Here is an 18,696-nt window from a genome sequence, read left to right on the forward strand (position 1 = left end):
CTCCTTGGTCGGCTGATCCTGCTCAAGGTTAGTTCAAATGATCCCGGTAAAGGGGGGCCTGTGTCACAGCTCGGTAGTGGGGTAGACTGGGGCTCCTTCCCTCCACTTAAGGATGAGCACAATGATTGCGACGGGTCAGACCCTGCCTGCGGGCGAATTCACCTTCATCACCCCAGAGGGGAAACAGCAGCGGGATACCCACAGCCTGTTTGCCGGCAAGCGGGTGGTGCTGTTTGCGGTGCCCGGCGCCTTTACCCCCACCTGTTCCAACGCCCATCTGCCGGGATACGTGGTGCTGGCCGATCGATTCAAGGCCAAAGGGGTGGATGCCATCTGCTGCCTGTCGGTCAACGACGCCTTCGTGATGAAGGCGTGGCAGGATGCCCAGAACGCCGCTGCCATCACCATGTTGGCGGACGGTGACGGCAGCTGGACCCGGGCCCTGGGGCTGGCCAAGGAGACCGGCGCCTTTGGCGGCGTGCGCGCCCAGCGCTTTGCCCTCATCGCCAATGACGGCGTGGTGGAGCGGCTGTTCGTGGAGGCGCCTGGCAAGTTCGAGGTGTCGGATGCCGAGAGTCTGCTGGCGGCGCTGTGAAAGATTAATCGCCGTTTGATTTCATCTTGAAATAGCAAGGCGGCCCGCTACACTGTTGCCGCGTTTGGATGGAGCCAGGCAAGTTGCCTGGCTCTCGTGTTTGCCGTGGATGAGATAGAAAAATATGACCCTGGCTTTTGTTGCCCTGATTGCCGGACTGGCGTTGCTGGTCTGGAGTGCCGACAAGTTCGTGGACGGTGCCGCCGCCACCGCCCGTTATGCCGGTATGCCGCCGCTGCTCATCGGCATGGTGATCATCGGTTTTGGTACCTCGGCCCCTGAAATGGTGGTCTCCGCGCTGGCGGCTTCCCAGGGCAATCCCGGGCTCGCGCTCGGCAATGCCTATGGCTCCAACATCACCAATATCGCCCTTATTCTCGGCTTGACGGCCCTGATCAGCCCCATCGCCGTAGCCTCCCAGGTGGTGCGCAAGGAGATCCCCATCCTGCTCGGCATCACCCTGCTCTCCGGCGCCCTGTTGCTGGATGGTCGCCTGGATCGCACGGACGCCGCCATCCTCGGCGTGGTGTTCCTGGCGCTGATGGGCTGGTCCATCTGGGCCGGCATGCGCGGCAAGGGGGATGCGCTGGATGCGGAGACCGAGGAGAGCATCGACAGCGAGGGCATGTCCCTCAAGCTGGCCCTGTTCTGGCTGGTGGTCGGGCTGGTGCTGCTCATCGGTGCTTCCCGCCTGCTGGTGTGGGGGGCGGTGACCATAGCCCAGGGCTTTGGCATCAGCGATCTGGTGATTGGTCTCACCATCGTCGCCATCGGCACCTCGCTGCCGGAGCTGGCCTCTTCGCTTATCGCCATTCGCAAGAACGAGCATGATCTGGCTCTTGGCAACGTGCTCGGCTCCAACCTGTTCAACACCCTGGCGGTGGTCGGGATCGCGGCCGGCATTCACCCGCTGGACGTGGCACCTGAAGTGCTCTCCCGCGACTGGAGCCTGATGATGGGGTTGACCCTGTTGCTGCTGGTGATGTGCCTGGGCCGCAAGGGACAGGGGCGCATCAACCGGCTGGAGGGGGGCGTGCTGCTCGCCTGCTTCGTCGCCTACACCGGCTGGCTGCTGACCAGCCAGTTTATCTGACGATTCGCCAGACCATAGCAAGAAGGGGGAAGCATCGGCTTCCCCCTTCTGTTTTTGGCGCAGGCCTGTCAGGCCACGGCAACCATCTTCTGCCCTTTCTGGCTGCTGTCCAGAATGAGGATGTTCGCCTTGGGGAAGAAGTTGAAGGTGGAGGCCGATGCCCAGGTGTAGGCCCCCATCACCCGGCCCACCACCAGCTCGCCGATGGCCAGATCAGGCAGCATGATGCCGTCGCGGATCACGTCCACGCTGTCGCAGGTCGGGCCTGAGAGCACAGAGTTGTGCAGCTCGCCGCGGGCCAGCGGGGTGCTCACCGGGTAGGTGACGTGGTCATAGAGCTGGCCGTTGTAGCTGCCGTAGAGACCGTCATCCAGGTAGTACCAGATCTTGTCGCCGCGATGGGCCTTGCCCATCACGCTGGATACCGAGGTCATGGCCGGCGCGCTGATGAAGCGGCCCGGCTCGGCAATCTTCTGTACCGTGGCCGGCAGCTTGGCCAGCGCCTCGCGGATCGGCGCGCAGAAGCCGTCGATGTCGAACTCGCCGCCCTCATAATCCACCGGGAAGCCGCCGCCGATGTCCAGCACCCAGGGCTTGAGGCCGAGCTCCCAGGCCTGCTCCATGATCTCGCGGCAGGCGTCGATGGCCTGCACGTGTCGACGGGCATGGGGCACCTGGGAGCCGACGTGGAACGACAGCCCCATCACCTTGATCCCCTTGGCATGGGCCAGCTGCAGCAGCGGCAGCGCCTGCTCCGGAGTGCAACCGAACTTCTTGGAGAGATCGACCTTGGTCTCGGGATTGGGGAAGCTGACCCGCAGCAGCAGTTTCACCTCGTCCTTGTAGGGCAGGAACTTCTCCAGCTCCAGTGGGTTGTCGTAGACGAATACGGTGCAGCCGTACTCCAGCGCATAGCGGATATCGCTGTCGCGCTTGATGGGATGGGTATGAATGCAGCGCCCCGGGCGGACACCCTGACTGCGCACCAGATCTACTTCGCCATTGGTGGCCAGATCGAAACAGGCCCCCTCTTCCTTCAAGACAGAGACCACTGCCTCGTGGGGCAGGGGTTTGAGTGCATAGTGCAATCGTACATCGGGCAGGGCGGCGGCCAGGGCCCGATACTGTTTGCGGACGGCTGCCTTGTCGAGCAGCAGCAGGGGGGAGCCGAATTGTTCAACCAGCTGACGGTAATCTTGTGCAACCAGGGTCTCGTTCATTCTCTTTTGGTCATCCTTAGGGGGCGTGATATGCCCAAGCCATATGCGATTGAACCGGCGACGGCCGGCTCAGGCGAGCGGTCCGGTGGGACCAACCAGGCACATTGCATAACTTCCTTGCGAAGTGCTTAGTTATGCGCGGGATTATCGGCTTATTGCGTTTGTGTGCAACCATTTTGATTGGATATGTCGGCAAGTTTTTCTGGTCGAGACGAAAGACCATCTTGATATGGCCCATGTTTCGACCAGCGAGCGGCAGGCTGTGCAGGCAACCTTGTCTAACGTATTGATAGTTAACGAACAAATAACATTCGGCCTCAGCCTGGCCGGGATCGAAAAAAATCGGCGACGAGTGGGCGCGAGTGGGAGACAGCTCACACTTTTTGGATTACCATGCCCGCTTCCTAATCCAAACTAGTTCGGATGAAGGTAGCAGGAGAGCGATGGGCAACCATCCACCGAAGAAGTGAATCTTTCAGGTACCGGGCAACCGGTGTGGACTGCTACTGGACGATACTCTGGAGAGACCCGTTGAATCGGGCGCCGAAGGAGCAAGGCACCGTGATTGCATCGCAATCTGGAGCCGGAAACTCTCAGGCAAAAGGACAGAGGGGATGGGATGGTTGTACCTGAGCTTGAAACTGTTCACGGTCTGTAACGAGAGGTCGTCAGCAAGGTAAAGAGCAGCGCAGGAACCGGAGTGTATGTAAATACATGAGGCTTTCGAGCAGCGCATGAGCCTTGATCACAGCCTCACAGCAAGAGTGTGAACACGTTTTTTGCCCGCATCCGATCGCCTCTGGGGATCGCGACACCTATGGGAAGATCATCCTTCTCCTCCTTAATTTCTGTTTCTTAAGGAGGATGCATGTCATCAATTCAATCGGCGCTCGCCGCCATCGATAGCTTTATCTGGGGGCCACCCCTGCTGATCCTGCTGGTCGGGACCGGCGTCTACCTCACTCTGCGTCTGGGTCTGCTTCAGGTCGTGCGTTTGCCGCTCGCCCTGCGACTGGTCTTTGGCCGCGATCAGGGTCAGGGCAAGCAGGGGGATGTCTCCAGCTTCGGCGCGCTCTGTACCGCCCTCTCCGCCACCATAGGCACCGGCAACATCGTCGGGGTCGCCACCGCCATCAAGCTGGGCGGCCCGGGCGCCCTGTTCTGGATGTGGATGGCCGCCCTGTTCGGCATGGCCACCAAGTACGCCGAGTGCCTGCTGGCTGTGAAATATCGCCAGCAGGATGCCAACGGCCAGATGGCGGGCGGCCCCATGTACTATCTGGAGAAGGGGCTCGGCTCAAAGGTGCTGGCCAAGCTGTTCGCCCTGTTCGGCATCGGCGTCGCCTTCTTCGGTATCGGCACCTTCCCCCAGGTCAATGCCATCAGTGACGCCATGAGCCTCTCCTTCTCGGTGCCCCGGGAAGTGACCGCCGTGCTGCTGACCCTGATCGTGGCACTGGTGACCCTGGGGGGGATCAAGTCCATCTCCAGCGTGTCGAGCAAGGTGGTGCCCTTCATGGCCATCTTTTATATCGTCGCCTGCCTCGGCGTGCTGGTGAGCAACACCGCCGCCCTGCCGGATGCAGTGGCGCTGGTGCTGCAGAGCGCCTTCACCGGCCATGCGGCCACCGGTGGCTTCGTCGGCGCCAGCATCATGCTGGCGATCCAGTCCGGGGTGGCGCGGGGCGTCTTCTCCAACGAGTCGGGACTGGGTTCTGCCCCCATCGCGGCGGCGGCGGCCAAGACCGATTCCTGCGTGGAGCAGGGGCTGGTCTCCATGACCGGCACCTTCATCGACACCATCATCATCTGCACCATGACCGGCCTGACCCTGGTGGTGACCGGGGTGTGGAGCGGCGATGCGAGCGGCGCGGCCATGACCAGTCTGGCCTTTGCCCAGGGGCTGGATGCCCATGTCGGCCAGTATCTGGTGAGCATCGGCCTGCTGTTTTTTGCCTTCACCACCATCCTTGGCTGGAACTACTACGGCGAGCGCTGCACCGAGTACCTGTTCGGGGTGAAGGCGATCAAGCCCTACCGCCTGGTCTACCTGGTGCTGGTGGCGTGCGGCGCCTTCCTGCATCTGGACATGATTTGGCTCTTGGCCGACATCGTCAACGGCCTGATGGCGGTGCCCAACCTCATCGGCCTTATCGGCCTGCGCCACGTGGTGATTGCCGAGACCCGCGCCTACTTCAGCCGGGACAGCGATACGGAGTCCGAGCCCGAGCCGCAGACGGCCTGATGCCACGACACTGCATTCAAACGAAAAGCCACGACCCGGGTCGTGGCTTTTTTTATGGGCGCTTTTATGAGGGGAGCAGGCTGCTGTACCCGGCTGCAGGGCTTGTGATCAATCCTTGCTCAGCAGCGCGGTGAGCCGGGCTTTCACCCTCTCTACCAGCTCGCCCTCGCGCCCTTGCCAATCGATGGCTTGCGCGATGGTGGTGGAGGTACCCGGCAGAAAGCGCAGCTCGCCACCCGCCAGCTCGTAGAAGCGGCTCGCCATCCGGGTGCCTTCGTCCACATCGCCTGCCACCAGCAGCATGGCCTGAGCCAGTACGGCTCCGTGGTGATCCTGACCCGGCGCCAGCCAGCGCTGGGCGGTGCCGGTCACCTTGCGCCCCCCGATCACCAGATTGTACTGGCCGTCGCAAAACGAGCCGGGCACGAAGTCATAGCTGCCCTCGAGACCGTACTCCCCCAGCAGGGCGAGCAGCGGTGCCCCCAGCAGCCGGTAGTAGTGAGCGAGATCCGTGGTGGTGCGAGGCAGCATGAGCGACAGATTGAGGATGCCGGCGCCGTGGGGCACGGCGGTGCCGCCGCTGTCGCGCACATGCACGGGCCAGCCCTCGGCGGCGAGCTGCTCGCAGGCGGCCTGGTAGCGGGGCAGGCGGGTGTCCTTGCGGGTGACGATGAGGCATTGGGGGGCCTGCCAGAGGTGAGCGCGGGGCAGGTGGTCATGGGCGCACTCCCGCAGCCAGCGCTGCTCCTCGGTCAGGATCTGATCCGGGGTGTGGTTGCTGGGCAGGGAGGGAAGCAGGGTATAGGGCATGAAAGGCATCCTGAGCAGAGGCTGCCCAGCACACTACCCGTGGCGGCTGGCAAGGTAAAGCCCCGCATAGCGGGGCTTTGGTGCAAGGATGGCGGAGTGTCAGGCCTGTGCGGCGGCGCGCTTGGGCAGCAGCAGATTCATGATGATGGCGGTGAGGCCGCCGGTGGCGACGCCGTAGGAGAGCACGCTCTTGGCCAGATCCGGCAGGTGCTGCAGCACTTCCGGCACCTGGGCCACCCCGAGGCCCATCGCCAGCGATACCGCCAGGATCATCAGGGCGCGGCGGTCCAGCTCCTCGCGGGAGATGATGCGCACCCCGGCGGCGGCGATGGTGCCGAACATGACGATGGTGGCGCCGCCCAGCACGGGTTCGGGGATCTGCTGCACCAGACTCGCCACCGCCGGGAACAGGCCGAGCAGGGCCAGCATGGCGGCGATGAAGAGACCGACGTGGCGGCTGGCCACCCCGGTCAGCTGGATGACGCCATTGTTCTGGGCGAAGGTGGACATGGGGAAGGTGGAGAATACTGCCGCCAGCATGGAGTTGGCGCCATCGGCCAGCACGCCGCCCTTGATCCGTTCCATGTAGACGGGCCCTTCCAGCGGCTCGCCGGAGATGTCGGAGGTGGCGGTCATGTCGCCGATGGCCTCGAGCGCCGTCACCACGAAGATGATGGCGAGCGGCACGAACAGCTGCCAGTCAAAGCCGAGCCCGTAGTGGAGCGGAACAGGCACCATCAGCAGCGGGCCGTCGAAGGTGGGGGCGTTGACCTTGCCCAGCAGCAGCGCCACCGCATAGCCCACCAGCATGGCGATCATGATGGCGGAGAGGCGCAGCCAGGGGTTGCGGCTGCGCTGCAGCAGCACGATGAGGCCGAGCACCAGCAGGGAGAGGAAGAGGTTGGTGTGGCTGGCGAAGCTGCCGTCCGCCAGGGCGCCGTAGCCGCCCCCCATGCTGATGAGGCCCACCTTGATGAGGGTCAGGCCGATGAGCAGCACCACGATGCCGGTCACCAGCGGGGTGATGATCCGTTTGACCAGGTGCAGGAAGCGGCTCATCACCACGATGGTGAGGGCGGCCGCCAGCATGGTGCCGAACAGGGTGCCCAGCAGATCCTCGGTGGGCATGGCCGCCTGTTTGAGGGCGAGGCCGGAGGCGATGATGGGGCCGAGGAAGTTGAAGCTGGTGCCCTGCACCGAGAGCAGGCCGGAACCGAGGGGGCCGAAGCGGCGGGTCTGGATGAAGGAGGCGATGCCGGACATGACCAGCGACATGGAGACGATATAACGGGTGTCGGCGGCAGGGAGGCCGAGGGCGTTGGCGATGATGAGAGGAGGAGTGATGATGGCGACAAACATGGCGAGCATATGCTGCAGGGCGGCGAACAGGGTCTGGGGCAGGGGCGGGACATCCTCTATGCCGTAGACCAGTTCGCTGTGGGCTCGTCTGGGTGGATGGGCCTCTCGGGTTGCGCGTACGGCGGCAGCCTGTTCCATAAATACCTCGAATGTGTGGGGGAGGGGGGAGAAAATTGGGCGCTATTTTAGTGATTGAGAACGGGCTGACCAGCGCTAATTCGGCTGGAAACGGGTTTATTTTTCGATGGGTTGAAACGTTTGCGCGCGGCGATTATGATCCGCCGGTTTGTGTGACGGCGCTCGCCCGTAAATGGCCCGGGTTGCATAGGATTTTGCCGCCGCACGGCGTAGAATGAGGCCTCTGTTGCGATTTGGAGGCTCTGGATGCTGAAGCTGTCGGAGTTCTGGAGTGCCCGTGCCCACTCCGAAGATTTTACCCTGACCCGCATGGGCTTTATGACGGTGCGTCTTCGGCTGCTCACCTGTCTGTTGATGGTGGGCCTGCCCGCCTGGGCGGTGGTGGACTGGCTGACCTTGCCCGCCGCCCAGTTCGATGAACTGTTTCAGGCCCGAATCTTCTGCCTGCTCGCCCTCTCCCCCCTCATCCCCTTCTCCTACCTCATCCACTTCAGACGCGAACGCATGAAGCTGGCGCTCGGCTACCTGATGGCGGTGATGATGCTCTTCTCCCTCATCTGCCTGCACAGCTTCGGCGCTGATCAGGAGCTGCAGGCGGGCTACATGGCCTTCCCCTACCTGCTCATCAGCCTGTTCGCCATCTTCCCCATTCCGCTCTCCCTCGGCCTGCAGCTGGCGGGGGGCATTCTGGTCACCATGCTGGCCGGCAACTGGCTGCTGGTGGGGCAGCCGCTCTGGAGCGTGCAGACCCTCAACCAGATTTGGCTGCTGGGGCTGTTCGCCCTGGCCAGCAGCTGGGTGCAGTGCGGCCAGCTCAACATGCTGCTGCAGCTCTACCGGGAGTCCACCACCGACGAGCTGACCGGCATGATGAACCGCCGCCTGCTGATGAAGCAGCTGGAGAAGGCGAGGATGAACATGGTGCGCAAGCAGGTGCCGTTTGCGGTGCTGTTGCTGGATCTGGATCGCTTCAAGCGCATCAACGACACCTTCGGCCATCTGGCGGGGGATGCGGTGCTCAAGGAGGTGGCGGCGACCCTGGCGGAGCAGCTGGAGCCCGGCATGGTACTGGGCCGCTACGGCGGCGAGGAGTTTGCCATCCTGCTGCCCAACTGCGCCGAGCTGGCCCAGGCCAAACGGGTGGCCGAGCGGCTGCGGGTGGCGGTGGAGGCGCGGCTGGTGAAAAGCCCCACCTCCGATGAGCTGCTGGAGGTGACGGTGAGCATAGGCCTGACTCTGGCCCTGCGTGGCGAGGGGGTGGAGGATCTGCTCAACCGGGCCGACGAGTGTCTCTACATGGCCAAGATGGCCGGGCGCAACTGCGTGGTGGGGGAGCTGGGCGGCAAGCCGGCACAGCCTGCCGCCATACAGACAGATGCCGCCTGAGGGCGGCATCTTGCTTGAGCGGGGTTGGGCGGGCTCAGCCCAGCTGGTACTTGCCGGAGAGCTGCTGGGCCAGCAGCTTGAACATGTTGAACACCGCCATGGTCTTGCCGGTCGGGGTGCCATCTTCGGCCAGGAAGAACTCCCCCTTGAACACCAGGATCTCCCCCTTCTGCTCCACCGAGTCGGCGCGCATGCCGTGGATGAAGTCTTCGTGTTCCTTGATGATCTTGTTGGCCATCTCCAGCAGGGCAGTCTCGGTGATCAGCTCTTTTTGTGGTTGCATGCTCGTCTCCTTAAACGACTACTGGGCAGGGGGCATAAGGGTCGGCCCTGCCTCTGATTGAAGAGGGGGCCAGCATACTGCAAAGCGGGATTTTCTGTCATTGATATGACCCCGCATTTTCCCGCTTTGCTCTCTTCCCTTATCCCAGCACCAGATTGCGCAGCCAGCGGCGCTGACGGATGCGGCGCTGCACCAGCAGCATCTTGCTGAGCTCCTCCAGCAGGATCACCGCTACCACCCAGGAGAGGGGCCAGCCGAGCAGGTTGACCGCTCCCCAGGCGAGCGGCAGGCCGATGCACCACATGCCGACAATGTCGATGAAGATGCTGTAGTTCACATCCCCGCCCGAGCGCAATACCCCGACGATACCCACCATGTTGAACACCTTGAGCAGCATGCCCAGACACAGGATGGCGAGCACCTGACCGGCCTCCGTCATCAGCTCGCCCGGCAGGTTGCCGACCCATTGCAGTAGGTGGGTCTGCAGTAGCCAGACCGCGATCCCCACCAGCAAGGCACCGATGGGGGCGAGCAGCAGGAAGAGCTGGGAGTGTTGCCAGGCAACCTCGTACTCTTCCGCCCCGAGCCGGTGGCCGAGCAGGGTGGAGCAGGCCACCGCCAGCCCGAAGAAGAGGGAGATGAGGATGCTCTCGAGGGTGCCGAGGGTGGTCATGATGGCCAGCGAGTCGGTGCCAAGGTGGGCGTAAAGAAAGCCGTAGAGCAGCATGCCGAAGGCCCAGAGCCCGTCATGGAACAAGAGTGGCAGGGCGATCAGGGTGAAGCGCACCACCTCCTTGCGCTTGAAGGCGGCCAGCCAGTCTTGCTTACGCGGGATCAGGCGGGGTTCGATGCGCCACACATAGCACAGCAGCAGCGCAGTCTGCAGCAGCCGCGAAATCGTGGTGCCCCAGGCCGAGCCGGCCACCCCCATCGCCTCGAAGCCGAAATGACCGAAGATGAGGGCGTAGTTGAGGATGACGTTGGCAATGATGGCGATGATGCCGATGCGCGTCGGGGCGGCGGCATTGCCGACCGAGCGCAGCGCCGACTCCAGCGGCACCACCACGGCGGTGCAGAGGATGGTGGCGCCGGTGATCATCAAAAACTCGTCCGCCAGTTCGCGCAGCGCGGGCTCCTGGCTGGCAAAGCCGAGCACGCTGCCAGGTGAGAGCAGGTAGACGAGGGCAAACGGCAGGCTCACCGCCAGGGCCCCCACCAGCGCCAGCGCCAGCGAGCGGCGCACCCCGGCCATCTCGCCGCGACCGTAATATTGTGCCGCCAACACCGAGACCCCGCCCGAGAGTCCCGCTATCACCAGCAGATTGAAGAAGAAGACCCGGTTACCCAAGCCGACCGCCGCCACAGCCGTGGTGCCAAGCTGGCTCACCATCATGATGTCGATGAGACCGAGCAGGGAGAACATCATGGATTGCAGCGAGACCGGCAGGGCCAGCCGCCACAATCGGGTCATGAACTCGCGATCGGTGGTTTGTTTTAAAATCGCTTGCCAATAATTCATTTATGTTAACCGGGTAGATAAAAAGCAAGGTTTGTCATGGGTATGATAGGGGGAGTAGCGGGTGGCTTCACTGTGAGCCTCTCTCGGCTTTCTTGTGCAAAACTATCCTGTTGAGGTGCTATGCCGTTTGTCAGCGAGTGTCTGGAAATCGCCCCGTCCTGCGAGGAGCGGATGCTGGGGCGCGAAGGGCTGCCACTGCTCGGTGAGGCGGGCATCTTCCTGACCGGGCTCTCGCGCATCCGCGATCACTATCTGATCCGCCGCAACCGGCCTGAGTTTCACATCCTGATGGTGAGCCACGACGAGGGGGGGGCTCTGCTCACCGATGACGGCGAGCAGCCCATCCCGGCCGGTTCGCTCATCTTCTTGCCAGCGGCAGTACCGGGCGGCCTCAAGTTGGTGGGGGCGCAGTGGCGCACCAGCTGGATCCTGCTGGATGACGTGCCGCGCTGGCAACACCTGCACCGGCTCGGTCACCGCATCTGGCAGGGGGAGGAGGGGGAGCCGCTCTACCATCTGCTCAGCCTGATGCAAGGGGAGGGTGTACGTTCACCGCTGCAGCCCCAGCTGCTGAGCCTGCTGCTGGCGCTCTTGGAACGCACCCTGCAGGGGGAGGTGCGAGGCACCCCCGAGCTCCGGTTGCAGGCGTTGTTTCGACGGGTGGAGGCACGCCTCGACGAGCCCTGGAGCGTGGCCTTGCTGGCCGACCAGATGGCCTGCTCGGTGCCCCACCTGCACCGGCTCTGCCGGCAGGTGTTCGGCATGAGCCCCATGGCCTGGCTCACCGAGCTTCGTATGCACAAGGCGCGCCAGCTGCTGCTCTATACCAACTGGCCGCTGGGCGAGCTGGCCGGCCGGGTCGGTTACAGCGACGGCGCCAACTTTGCCAACCGCTTTCGCCGTCTCACTGGTCTGACCCCTGGCGCCTTTCGTCGCCTGGGTCGCAAACCTTTTGCAACGGATGTGCAAACTCTTTGAAATTAACGGCGCAAGCCCATAGGATCGGCGGACTCCTTCGTCCAGGCCATCGTTTAGGTACCCGATCCATGTTTGAAGATAATAACCAGAAACGTCCCCTCTACATTCCCTATGCCGGTCCGGCCCTGCTGGAGACCCCGCTGCTCAACAAGGGCAGCGCCTTCACCAGCGAAGAGCGCAGCAACTTCAACCTCGAAGGCCTGCTGCCCCAGAATATCGAGACCATCGAAGAGCAGGCCGAGCGGGCCTACCGTCAGTTCATGGCGTTTGGCAACGACATGGACAAGCACATCTACCTGCGCAACATCCAGGACACCAACGAGACGCTCTTCTACCGGCTGCTGACCAACCACCTGACCGAGATGCTGCCGGTCATCTACACCCCGACCGTCGGCAAGGCGTGCGAGGAGTTCTCCAACATCTATCGCCGCGCCCGCGGCCTGTTCATCTCCTATCCGGACAAGGACAGGATCGATGACATGCTGCAGAACGCCACCAAGCAGAACGTCAAGGTGATCGTGGTCACCGACGGTGAGCGGATCCTGGGCCTCGGCGATCAGGGCATCGGCGGCATGGGCATTCCCATCGGCAAGCTGTCGCTCTACACCGCCTGTGGCGGCATCTCGCCAGCTTATTGCCTGCCAGTGGTGCTGGACGTGGGCACCAACAACCAGCAGTTGCTGAATGACCCCTTCTACATGGGCTGGCGCAATCCGCGCATCTCGGGTGAAGAGTATGCCGAGTTCGTCGACGCCTTCATTCAGGCGGTCAAGCGCCGCTGGCCCGACATCCTGCTGCAGTTCGAGGACTTCGCCCAGAACAACGCCATGCCGCTGCTCAATCGCTACAAGAACGAGCTCTGCTGCTTCAACGATGACATTCAGGGCACCGCCGCCGTGACCCTCGGCAGCCTCATCGCCGCCTGCAAGGCCTCCGGCGCCAAGCTCTCCGAGAAGCGGGTCGCCTTCCTCGGCGCGGGCAGCGCCGGTTGCGGCATTGCCGAGCAGATAGTGGCGCAGATGAAAGCCGAGGGGCTGACCGATGCCCAGGCGCGCAGCCGGGTCTTCATGGTGGACAGATTCGGCCTCATCACCGACAAGATCCCCAACCAGCTCGACTTCCAGCGCCGTCTCTCCCAGCCGGTGGAGCGCATCGCCGACTGGCCGGTGGGGGACAACATCTCCCTGCTGGAGGTGATGGAGCACGGTCGCCCTGACATCCTGATCGGGGTCTCCGGCCAGCCGGGGCTGTTCACCGAAGAGGTGGTCAAGACCATGCACAAGCACTGTGCCCGCCCCATCATCTTCCCGCTCTCCAACCCTACCTCCCGGGTGGAAGCCACCCCGGCCGACCTCATCCGCTGGACTGACGGTCAGGCGCTGGTGGCCACCGGCAGCCCGTTTGCACCGGTGGAGTACAAGGGCAAGCGCTACGTCATCGCCCAGTGCAACAACTCCTTCATCTTCCCGGGGATTGGCCTTGGCGTGATCGCCGCCGGCGCCACCCGGGTGACCGACGCCATGCTGATGTCGGCCAGCCGCGCGCTGGCGGAGTGTTCACCGCTGGTGAAAGGGGAAGAGGGCTCCTTGCTGCCGGATCTGGCGGACATTCATGAGGTTTCCCGCTACATCGCCAAGATGGTGGCCAAGACCGCCATGCTGCAGGGCAAGGCGGTGCAGACCCCGGACGAGGTGATCGATCAGGCCATCGAGGCGAACTTCTGGCGCCCAGAGTACCGCCGCTATCGCCGTACCTCCTTCTGATCCTGCGCAAAGGAGCAAAGCAAAAGGGATGCCTCGGCATCCCTTTTTTGTGCATGGCGTGGCGGGCTTGCTGGCCGGCGCGCTGTCATCTGCACCTGGTCACACGTCCGGCCCTCTGCTCGGCCGGGTTCACTGCTCTGCTGGCATCTCCGGCGCGGCGCTTCCCTGGGTACCGGTGACCCGCACTTCCACCCGGCGATCCGGGGCCAGGCAGTCGATGAGGGCAGCTTTGGCCTTGATGGCATCACACTGGCTGCCGGTGACCGGATTGCTCTCGCCATTGCCCTGGATGCTCACCTTGTCGGCGGGCAGCCCCTTGCCGATCAGGAAGTTGGCGACCGTGCTGGCGCGGGCCTCCGACAGCCTCTGGTTGTTGGCATCCGTGCCTATGCGGTCGGTGTAGCCCATCACCACGGCGCTGCCATCCTTGGGCTGGACGTCGACGATCTGCTGGTAGAGCGAGTCGAGTGCCTGCATCCCCTCCGGCTTGAGATCCGCCTTGCCGAACGCAAACAGCACGTCCGAGCTCAGGTTGAAGGTCTGGTCTACCGGCTCGGGGGCGGGCGGTGGCGGGGGAACGACCATGGGCGCTGGGGCCGGCTCTACCGGTTTGCTGCGGTTGGGGTGGATCACCAGCTCCAGGGTGGCGGTGCTGATGTCGCTGACCCAGCGCTGGGTACCGCTGCCCACCTTGTCGTTGTCAGGATCGTCGCCGACCCGGACCAGATAGCGGTAGCGGGCCTGGATGTCGACCCAGTCGTGCAGCTTGGCGGTGAGGCCGAGACCGGCCAGCGGAGCCAGGTTGTTGTCACCGCCGTTGACGGACTTGACGTGGTAGAGGTAACCGCCCCCCTCGGCGAACACCGAGAAGATATCCCCCAGCGGCAGCCGCCCAATCACCGACAGGGTGGCGCCCTGGCTGCTGAAGTCATTGCCCTGCACATCCCAGTTGCCGGTCGACAGGTAACCCAGCTCACCCCCCAGGTTCTCGGTGAAGTTGTAGCCGCCGAACAGGGAGAGCGCGGTGGCGTCCTTGCTCGCATCCTTGCCAAAGTCACCCAGATCGTGAGCGATGGCCCAGCCGCCACCCACCCCGGCGTACCAGTCGTTGTCCGGCGCCGCCTGGGCACCCGTGGCCGCCAATGCCAATGCAATCCAAACCGGTTTTACTTTTATGTTCATCGCGTATCCTCGTCGATGCTGGTGTAGTAGGGCGCAAGCCCTGTTGAGTACAACCACCACTATTTATAGGTGATGCAGAGCGTTTAACCAGCTGACGGGGCAGGTTGGCAGGAAATGTGCACAGAAATGCGCACAAAAGCGGACTAGGATGGCGGGCCTGGCGAGGGGAATAAAAAGGAGGCCTGATGGCCTCCTTCATGGTCAGCGGGCTGACGACTTACTGTTGAACTTGCTGTACACCGGTGACGCGCACTTCAACGCGACGATCCGGCGCCAGGCAGGAGATCAGCTGAGCCTTGGCCTTGATGCCGTTGCACTGGGTACCGGTGACCGGGTTGGCCTTGCCTTGACCCTCGATGGAGACCTTGCCAGCCGGCAGACCCTTGCCGACCAGGAAGTCGGCCACGGTGCGGGCACGGGCTTCGGACAGCTTCAGGTTGTAGGCTTCGGAGCCGATGCGGTCGGTGTAACCGACGACCACGGCGCTGCCATCTTTGGGTTGTACGTCGACGATCTGCTGATACAGGGTGTTCAGGGCGGCCACACCTTCCGGCTTCAGAGTGGATTTGCCGAAGGCAAACAGCACGTCCGAGCTCAGAGAGAAGTTCTTGTCGACCATCACCGGCTCAGGAACGGGCTCGGGTGCCGGGGCGGGCACAGGGGCCACATAGGTGGTGCGGTTCGGGTGCATCACCAGCTCCAGGGTGGCCACGCTCATGTCGGTTTCCCAGGTCTTCTGCTCGTCACCCAGGTTCCACATGTAGCGGTAGCGGGCTTGCAGATCGAGCAGGTCGGAGAGCTTGGCGGTCACGCCCAGACCGGCCAGCGGGGCTGTGCCGTTGTCGCTGCTGCCGTTGCCGTTGACGTGGTTGAAGTAGGCACCGCCTTCTGCAAACACGGAGAAGATGTCGCCGAGCGGCAGACGGGCCAGACCGGACAGGGTCGCGCCCTGGGTCTTGAAGTCAACGCCGTCAACGCCGCCTTTGCCGGCATAGAGGTAACCCAGCTCGGCGCCGAAGTTCTCGTTGAAGTTGTAGCCGCCGAACAGGGAGAGCGCGGTGGCGTCCTTGTCTGCGTCTTTGCCGAAGTCGTCCAGATCGTGACCATAAGCCCAACCTGCGCCCATACCTGTGTACCAGTCGTTGGAGGCTTGAGCTGTGGTGGTGCCCATGGCTGCGATGGCCAGAGCAATCAGGGTGGGTGCCATTTTCATTTTCATCGTTTTATCCTCGTTGAGTTTGCCGTGCTAGGGCGTACTGCGCACTCTTTCAGTTATACCGGCCGCAGATGACAGTCTCACTGCGACCTCCATGGTGAACCACGGTTGGTCTGAATGAAAAAAGAGATGGTTCCTGGATACTCACGAAGCCTTGGCTTCATGGACAACTAACCGGGCCGAATGCACTTTTAATAGTTCATCCAATACCTTACAAGCGGGTTTACTGTATTCTTTTGACTCGCACGGATCAAGTTTCTGTACAGATATCCAGCACTGGCGCGGCGCTGCGGTGATTATGGAGAAGGAAGCCGGGGGAAACGATTTGACAGGAAGTGACGCTGGTTGCTGTGTTTTTGCTCAAAAACAGGCGGCGGGCAAACAAAAGGGGATGCCGTGGCATCCCCTTTTCGCATTATCTGAACTAAGTCAGATTACTTCTGAACTTCTTGTACGCCAGATACGCGAACTTCTACGCGACGGTCCGGAGCCAGGCAGGAGATCAGCTGAGCTTTGGCTTTCACGCCGTTGCACTTGGTGCCGGTAACCGGGTTGGCTTCGCCGCGGCCTTCGATGGCAACCTTGCTGGCAGCCATACCCTTGCTGACCAGGAAGTTGGCAACGGTGCGGGCACGGGCTTCAGACAGCTTCTGGTTGTAGGCGTCGGAACCGATACGGTCGGTGTAACCAACGACAACAGCGTTGCCATCTTTCGGCTGGAACTCAACGATCTGCTGGTACAGAGCGTTCAGGGCAGCAACGCCTTCCGGCTTCAGGCTGTCTTTGCCGAAGGCGAACAGCACGTCGGAGTTCAGGGCGAAGTTCTTCTCAACTACCTGCGGAGCCGGGGCCGGGGCTTCTTCAACAACCGGAGCCGGAGCCGGAGCTACGTAGGAAGTACGGAACGGGTGGTATACGGCTTCCAGGGTCGCAACGCTCTGGTTGGACTTGTAGCGTACGTCGTCCGGGGCGTCGCCTGCGTGCAGGTCGGCCACGTCCCACATGTAGCGGTAGCGAGCTTGCAGATCCAGCGCGTCGTTGACCTTGTAGGTCACGCCCAGGCCAGCCAGCGGGGATACTTTGGTGTCGCTGGTGCCCAGACCGTCGGTGTGAGCCCAGTAGGCGCCGCCTTCAGCGAAAGCAGAGAAGTCGCCGCCCAGCGGCAGACGAGCGATACCGGACAGGGTGGCACCCTGGTTCTCGTAACGCAGACCGTCGGTGTTGCCGCGGCCAGCGTACTGGTAGCCGAATTCGGTACCGAAGTTTTCGGTGAAGTTGTAACCGACGAAGGCGTTGGCAGCAGCAGCGTCTTCAGTACCAGCGTAACCGCCACCACCGATCTTGTTCAGACCGTTGAAGTGGGCAGCACCGGCACCGGCACCGAAGTAGATGTCGTCAGCGGCGTGAGCGGCAGTTGCACCCATGGCAGCCATGGCGATGGCGATCAGGGAAGGAGCCATTTTCATCATAAAAAAATCCTCGTTGAGATGGCACGTTGTTCACGTGCTTCGCACTTTTTAATTTATGTAAGCTGCAGGCTCTGCCGAACAACAGCGTTGAGTCTGGCAGGGATCCCGGTTCCTTCCGGGAGGCACGCATTCCTGGTGCACTAGCGAGCGGGGGACATTGCAAAAACAATGGTTCACCCCTTCACGAACAGCCGGTGTCATTCCGATGACGTGGCGCACTCTATGCCTAATTCAAAACATGATCAAGCTCACACATAATCCATATGGCAGATTGTGTCGTGTGGGTAACTGGCTGTTTATCCAGATTAATTAGTGATCCAAATAGGATCTGTGCAGTCTCTTTTCGAGTTTCATATAGGCCTGAACCCAGTCAGATTGCGCCATGGCGGGAGATTCCCTCGCCTGGAACACCGCCAGATAATCGGCCTCGGTTGCTTCGCACAGTAAGGGTGTAAAACTGACCAAAAAATGCCGGGCCAGGTAGGGATCCAGGGGCCAGATATTGAGGATGGCCCGGGCCACAGGCTGTACTGCAGCTGAACAGCAAAAGTGGCGGTGGCCCGCCTCGAGCCAGTCGGCCATCTCGGCAAGCGCGCTGGTCGGGACCAGACCGCCATCCCCTCTTGTGCTGGCCAGTGTCAGCTGCTGGCCATTGCCAAGCAGCAGGGTTCCCGCTTCCTGCATGACACCATCGTGGCTGCGCAGGGAAAGTCCGGCAACGGGCTGGTCGAGAAACAGGCTGCTCTTGTCATCCAGCGCAGCCAAAACTGCTGCCGCCTGATCGTGCAGGGCGGCGGGCAACCAGAAGGCTTCGGCGCGTGTCTGCTGGCCCTGCTGCAATTGGCGACTGAGTTCTGCGGGGGAGGATACCGGGTGTAAACAGGAGATTATGCCGGGAAGTGCCATGGGTTCTTACTCTTAAGGGATAGCCCGCGGATTATACGAGTAATTCCTGTGGCAACAATAAAGGTTTCTTTTCGAGACTGTTTACCTGAGGCGGTTGAGCGATTACCATCCCCGATGTTTGCAAGGGTTGTCGTCGAAAGACGCTGATTAAAGATAGAGACTCGACCATAACGAGTCCGTTCAAAACTGATACACTTGACTACGAGTCGTCGCGAAAAATAAAGGTGGAGTCAATCCGCCGTACGGAGTATGGAACAATATGAATTCAAATATCGTAACTGTTGGTAAGAAGATCCGTCAGATCCGTGAAGCAGTCGGCCTGAGCCGTCCCAAGTTTGCTGATCTGCTGGGCGTTCCCCCGACCACCCTGAAGAACTATGAGCTGGGTTATCGTGAAGTTGGTGGCGCCTTCCTGGTGGCCCTGGCTCACCACCCGGAACTGCACAAGTTCACCCTCTGGCTGCTGGCTGACAAGAAAGTCGCCGAGATTGGCCAGATCGGCCCGGACGATATTGCCAAGGCTTGAGATGATTG

Annotated in this window: 16 protein-coding genes and 1 riboswitch; of the genes, 7 read left to right on the forward strand and 9 right to left on the reverse strand. The window is 62.2% G+C overall.

Annotation, left to right across the window (positions count from 1 at the left end; translation table 11 throughout):
- The first annotated feature begins 121 nt into the window (after positions 1-121).
- Both I6L38_RS03295 and I6L38_RS03300 read left to right on the forward strand, forming a co-directional pair.
- Positions 122-595 carry a peroxiredoxin gene (locus I6L38_RS03295; RefSeq protein WP_017785979.1) on the forward strand — a complete coding sequence of 158 codons (474 nt, stop codon included), beginning with the start codon at positions 122-124 and terminating at the stop codon, positions 593-595.
- A 124-nt stretch (positions 596-719) separates the two neighbouring features.
- Positions 720-1,688, forward strand: a complete 969-nt coding sequence (locus I6L38_RS03300) for a calcium/sodium antiporter (RefSeq protein ID WP_005298570.1) — start codon at positions 720-722, stop codon at positions 1,686-1,688.
- A gap of 68 nt (positions 1,689-1,756) precedes the next feature.
- Here the strand turns inward: I6L38_RS03300 and I6L38_RS03305 are convergent, their stop codons facing one another.
- The gene (locus tag I6L38_RS03305) at positions 1,757-2,908 is read right to left on the reverse strand and encodes a type III PLP-dependent enzyme (RefSeq protein WP_005298572.1); all 1,152 of its coding nucleotides are present in this window, start codon (positions 2,906-2,908) and stop codon (positions 1,757-1,759) included.
- A gap of 508 nt (positions 2,909-3,416) precedes the next feature.
- Positions 3,417-3,527, forward strand: a riboswitch (glycine riboswitch).
- Positions 3,528-3,776: 249 nt separating this feature from the next.
- On the opposite strand from I6L38_RS03305, the gene I6L38_RS03310 reads away from it, so the two are divergent.
- Positions 3,777-5,153, forward strand: coding sequence for a sodium:alanine symporter family protein (locus I6L38_RS03310; protein WP_216989135.1), 1,377 nt, complete (start codon positions 3,777-3,779; stop codon positions 5,151-5,153).
- 108 nt (positions 5,154-5,261) lie between these two features.
- On the opposite strand, the gene I6L38_RS03315 is transcribed toward I6L38_RS03310, so the two are convergent.
- Together I6L38_RS03315 and I6L38_RS03320 are read right to left on the reverse strand one after the other, a co-directional pair.
- Positions 5,262-5,963, reverse strand: a complete 702-nt coding sequence (locus I6L38_RS03315) for a protein ligase (RefSeq protein ID WP_216989136.1) — start codon at positions 5,961-5,963, stop codon at positions 5,262-5,264.
- Between the two features lie 99 nt (positions 5,964-6,062).
- Positions 6,063-7,460: a nucleobase:cation symporter-2 family protein gene (locus I6L38_RS03320; protein ID WP_025202058.1), complete on the reverse strand. Its 1,398-nt coding sequence runs from the start codon at positions 7,458-7,460 to the stop codon at positions 6,063-6,065.
- Positions 7,461-7,706: 246 nt separating this feature from the next.
- Between I6L38_RS03320 and I6L38_RS03325 the strand changes: the two genes are divergently transcribed.
- Positions 7,707-8,846 carry a diguanylate cyclase gene (locus I6L38_RS03325; RefSeq protein ID WP_017783493.1) on the forward strand — a complete coding sequence of 380 codons (1,140 nt, stop codon included), beginning with the start codon at positions 7,707-7,709 and terminating at the stop codon, positions 8,844-8,846.
- Positions 8,847-8,880: 34 nt separating this feature from the next.
- Here the strand turns inward: I6L38_RS03325 and I6L38_RS03330 are convergent, their stop codons facing one another.
- Together I6L38_RS03330 and I6L38_RS03335 are read right to left on the reverse strand one after the other, a co-directional pair.
- Positions 8,881-9,129 (reverse strand): YciN family protein, encoded by a 249-nt coding sequence (locus I6L38_RS03330; RefSeq protein WP_005298586.1) that lies wholly within the window; start codon positions 9,127-9,129, stop codon positions 8,881-8,883.
- A gap of 139 nt (positions 9,130-9,268) precedes the next feature.
- On the reverse strand, positions 9,269-10,648 hold the full coding sequence (locus tag I6L38_RS03335; RefSeq protein WP_017780609.1) for an MATE family efflux transporter: 1,380 nt from the start codon (positions 10,646-10,648) through the stop codon (positions 9,269-9,271).
- 120 nt (positions 10,649-10,768) lie between these two features.
- On the opposite strand from I6L38_RS03335, the gene I6L38_RS03340 reads away from it, so the two are divergent.
- Both I6L38_RS03340 and I6L38_RS03345 read left to right on the forward strand, forming a co-directional pair.
- On the forward strand, positions 10,769-11,626 hold the full coding sequence (locus tag I6L38_RS03340; RefSeq protein WP_216989137.1) for an AraC family transcriptional regulator: 858 nt from the start codon (positions 10,769-10,771) through the stop codon (positions 11,624-11,626).
- 68 nt (positions 11,627-11,694) lie between these two features.
- On the forward strand, positions 11,695-13,389 hold the full coding sequence (locus I6L38_RS03345; protein ID WP_017765762.1) for an NAD-dependent malic enzyme: 1,695 nt from the start codon (positions 11,695-11,697) through the stop codon (positions 13,387-13,389).
- A gap of 129 nt (positions 13,390-13,518) precedes the next feature.
- On the opposite strand, the gene I6L38_RS03350 is transcribed toward I6L38_RS03345, so the two are convergent.
- The 4 genes from I6L38_RS03350 to I6L38_RS03365 all read right to left on the reverse strand — a co-directional run bounded on the left by I6L38_RS03350 (position 13,519) and on the right by I6L38_RS03365 (position 18,162).
- Positions 13,519-14,571 (reverse strand): OmpA family protein, encoded by a 1,053-nt coding sequence (locus I6L38_RS03350; RefSeq protein WP_025202054.1) that lies wholly within the window; start codon positions 14,569-14,571, stop codon positions 13,519-13,521.
- A gap of 217 nt (positions 14,572-14,788) precedes the next feature.
- Positions 14,789-15,790, reverse strand: a complete 1,002-nt coding sequence (ompA, locus tag I6L38_RS03355) for a porin OmpA (protein ID WP_005298595.1) — start codon at positions 15,788-15,790, stop codon at positions 14,789-14,791.
- A 431-nt stretch (positions 15,791-16,221) separates the two neighbouring features.
- Entirely contained in the window at positions 16,222-17,256 is a 1,035-nt protein-coding gene (locus I6L38_RS03360; RefSeq protein ID WP_017766527.1) for an OmpA family protein, read from the reverse strand.
- A 309-nt stretch (positions 17,257-17,565) separates the two neighbouring features.
- The gene (locus I6L38_RS03365) at positions 17,566-18,162 is read right to left on the reverse strand and encodes a hypothetical protein (protein WP_201880463.1); all 597 of its coding nucleotides are present in this window, start codon (positions 18,160-18,162) and stop codon (positions 17,566-17,568) included.
- A 259-nt stretch (positions 18,163-18,421) separates the two neighbouring features.
- Between I6L38_RS03365 and I6L38_RS03370 the strand changes: the two genes are divergently transcribed.
- Positions 18,422-18,688, forward strand: coding sequence for a DNA-binding transcriptional regulator (locus I6L38_RS03370; RefSeq protein WP_005298604.1), 267 nt, complete (start codon positions 18,422-18,424; stop codon positions 18,686-18,688).
- Positions 18,689-18,696 lie beyond the last annotated feature (8 nt).

Source organism: Aeromonas sp. FDAARGOS 1408 (assembly GCF_019048665.1).
In the GTDB taxonomy this organism is placed as follows: Bacteria; Pseudomonadota; Gammaproteobacteria; order Enterobacterales; family Aeromonadaceae; genus Aeromonas; species Aeromonas dhakensis.

What these genes read in the sequence shown, in the direction of transcription:
- I6L38_RS03295 (WP_017785979.1), top strand. Translation starts at nt 122, where the DNA reads ATGATTGCGACGGGTCAGACCCTGCCTGCGGGCGAATTCACCTTCATC.
- I6L38_RS03300 (WP_005298570.1), top strand. Translation starts at nt 720, where the DNA reads ATGACCCTGGCTTTTGTTGCCCTGATTGCCGGACTGGCGTTGCTGGTC.
- I6L38_RS03305 (WP_005298572.1), bottom strand. Translation starts at nt 2,908, where the DNA reads ATGAACGAGACCCTGGTTGCACAAGATTACCGTCAGCTGGTTGAACAA.
- I6L38_RS03310 (WP_216989135.1), top strand. Translation starts at nt 3,777, where the DNA reads ATGTCATCAATTCAATCGGCGCTCGCCGCCATCGATAGCTTTATCTGG.
- I6L38_RS03315 (WP_216989136.1), bottom strand. Translation starts at nt 5,963, where the DNA reads ATGCCCTATACCCTGCTTCCCTCCCTGCCCAGCAACCACACCCCGGAT.
- I6L38_RS03320 (WP_025202058.1), bottom strand. Translation starts at nt 7,460, where the DNA reads ATGGAACAGGCTGCCGCCGTACGCGCAACCCGAGAGGCCCATCCACCC.
- I6L38_RS03325 (WP_017783493.1), top strand. Translation starts at nt 7,707, where the DNA reads ATGCTGAAGCTGTCGGAGTTCTGGAGTGCCCGTGCCCACTCCGAAGAT.
- I6L38_RS03330 (WP_005298586.1), bottom strand. Translation starts at nt 9,129, where the DNA reads ATGCAACCACAAAAAGAGCTGATCACCGAGACTGCCCTGCTGGAGATG.
- I6L38_RS03335 (WP_017780609.1), bottom strand. Translation starts at nt 10,648, where the DNA reads ATGAATTATTGGCAAGCGATTTTAAAACAAACCACCGATCGCGAGTTC.
- I6L38_RS03340 (WP_216989137.1), top strand. Translation starts at nt 10,769, where the DNA reads ATGCCGTTTGTCAGCGAGTGTCTGGAAATCGCCCCGTCCTGCGAGGAG.
- I6L38_RS03345 (WP_017765762.1), top strand. Translation starts at nt 11,695, where the DNA reads ATGTTTGAAGATAATAACCAGAAACGTCCCCTCTACATTCCCTATGCC.
- I6L38_RS03350 (WP_025202054.1), bottom strand. Translation starts at nt 14,571, where the DNA reads ATGAACATAAAAGTAAAACCGGTTTGGATTGCATTGGCATTGGCGGCC.
- ompA (WP_005298595.1), bottom strand. Translation starts at nt 15,790, where the DNA reads ATGAAAATGAAAATGGCACCCACCCTGATTGCTCTGGCCATCGCAGCC.
- I6L38_RS03360 (WP_017766527.1), bottom strand. Translation starts at nt 17,256, where the DNA reads ATGATGAAAATGGCTCCTTCCCTGATCGCCATCGCCATGGCTGCCATG.
- I6L38_RS03365 (WP_201880463.1), bottom strand. Translation starts at nt 18,162, where the DNA reads ATGGCACTTCCCGGCATAATCTCCTGTTTACACCCGGTATCCTCCCCC.
- I6L38_RS03370 (WP_005298604.1), top strand. Translation starts at nt 18,422, where the DNA reads ATGAATTCAAATATCGTAACTGTTGGTAAGAAGATCCGTCAGATCCGT.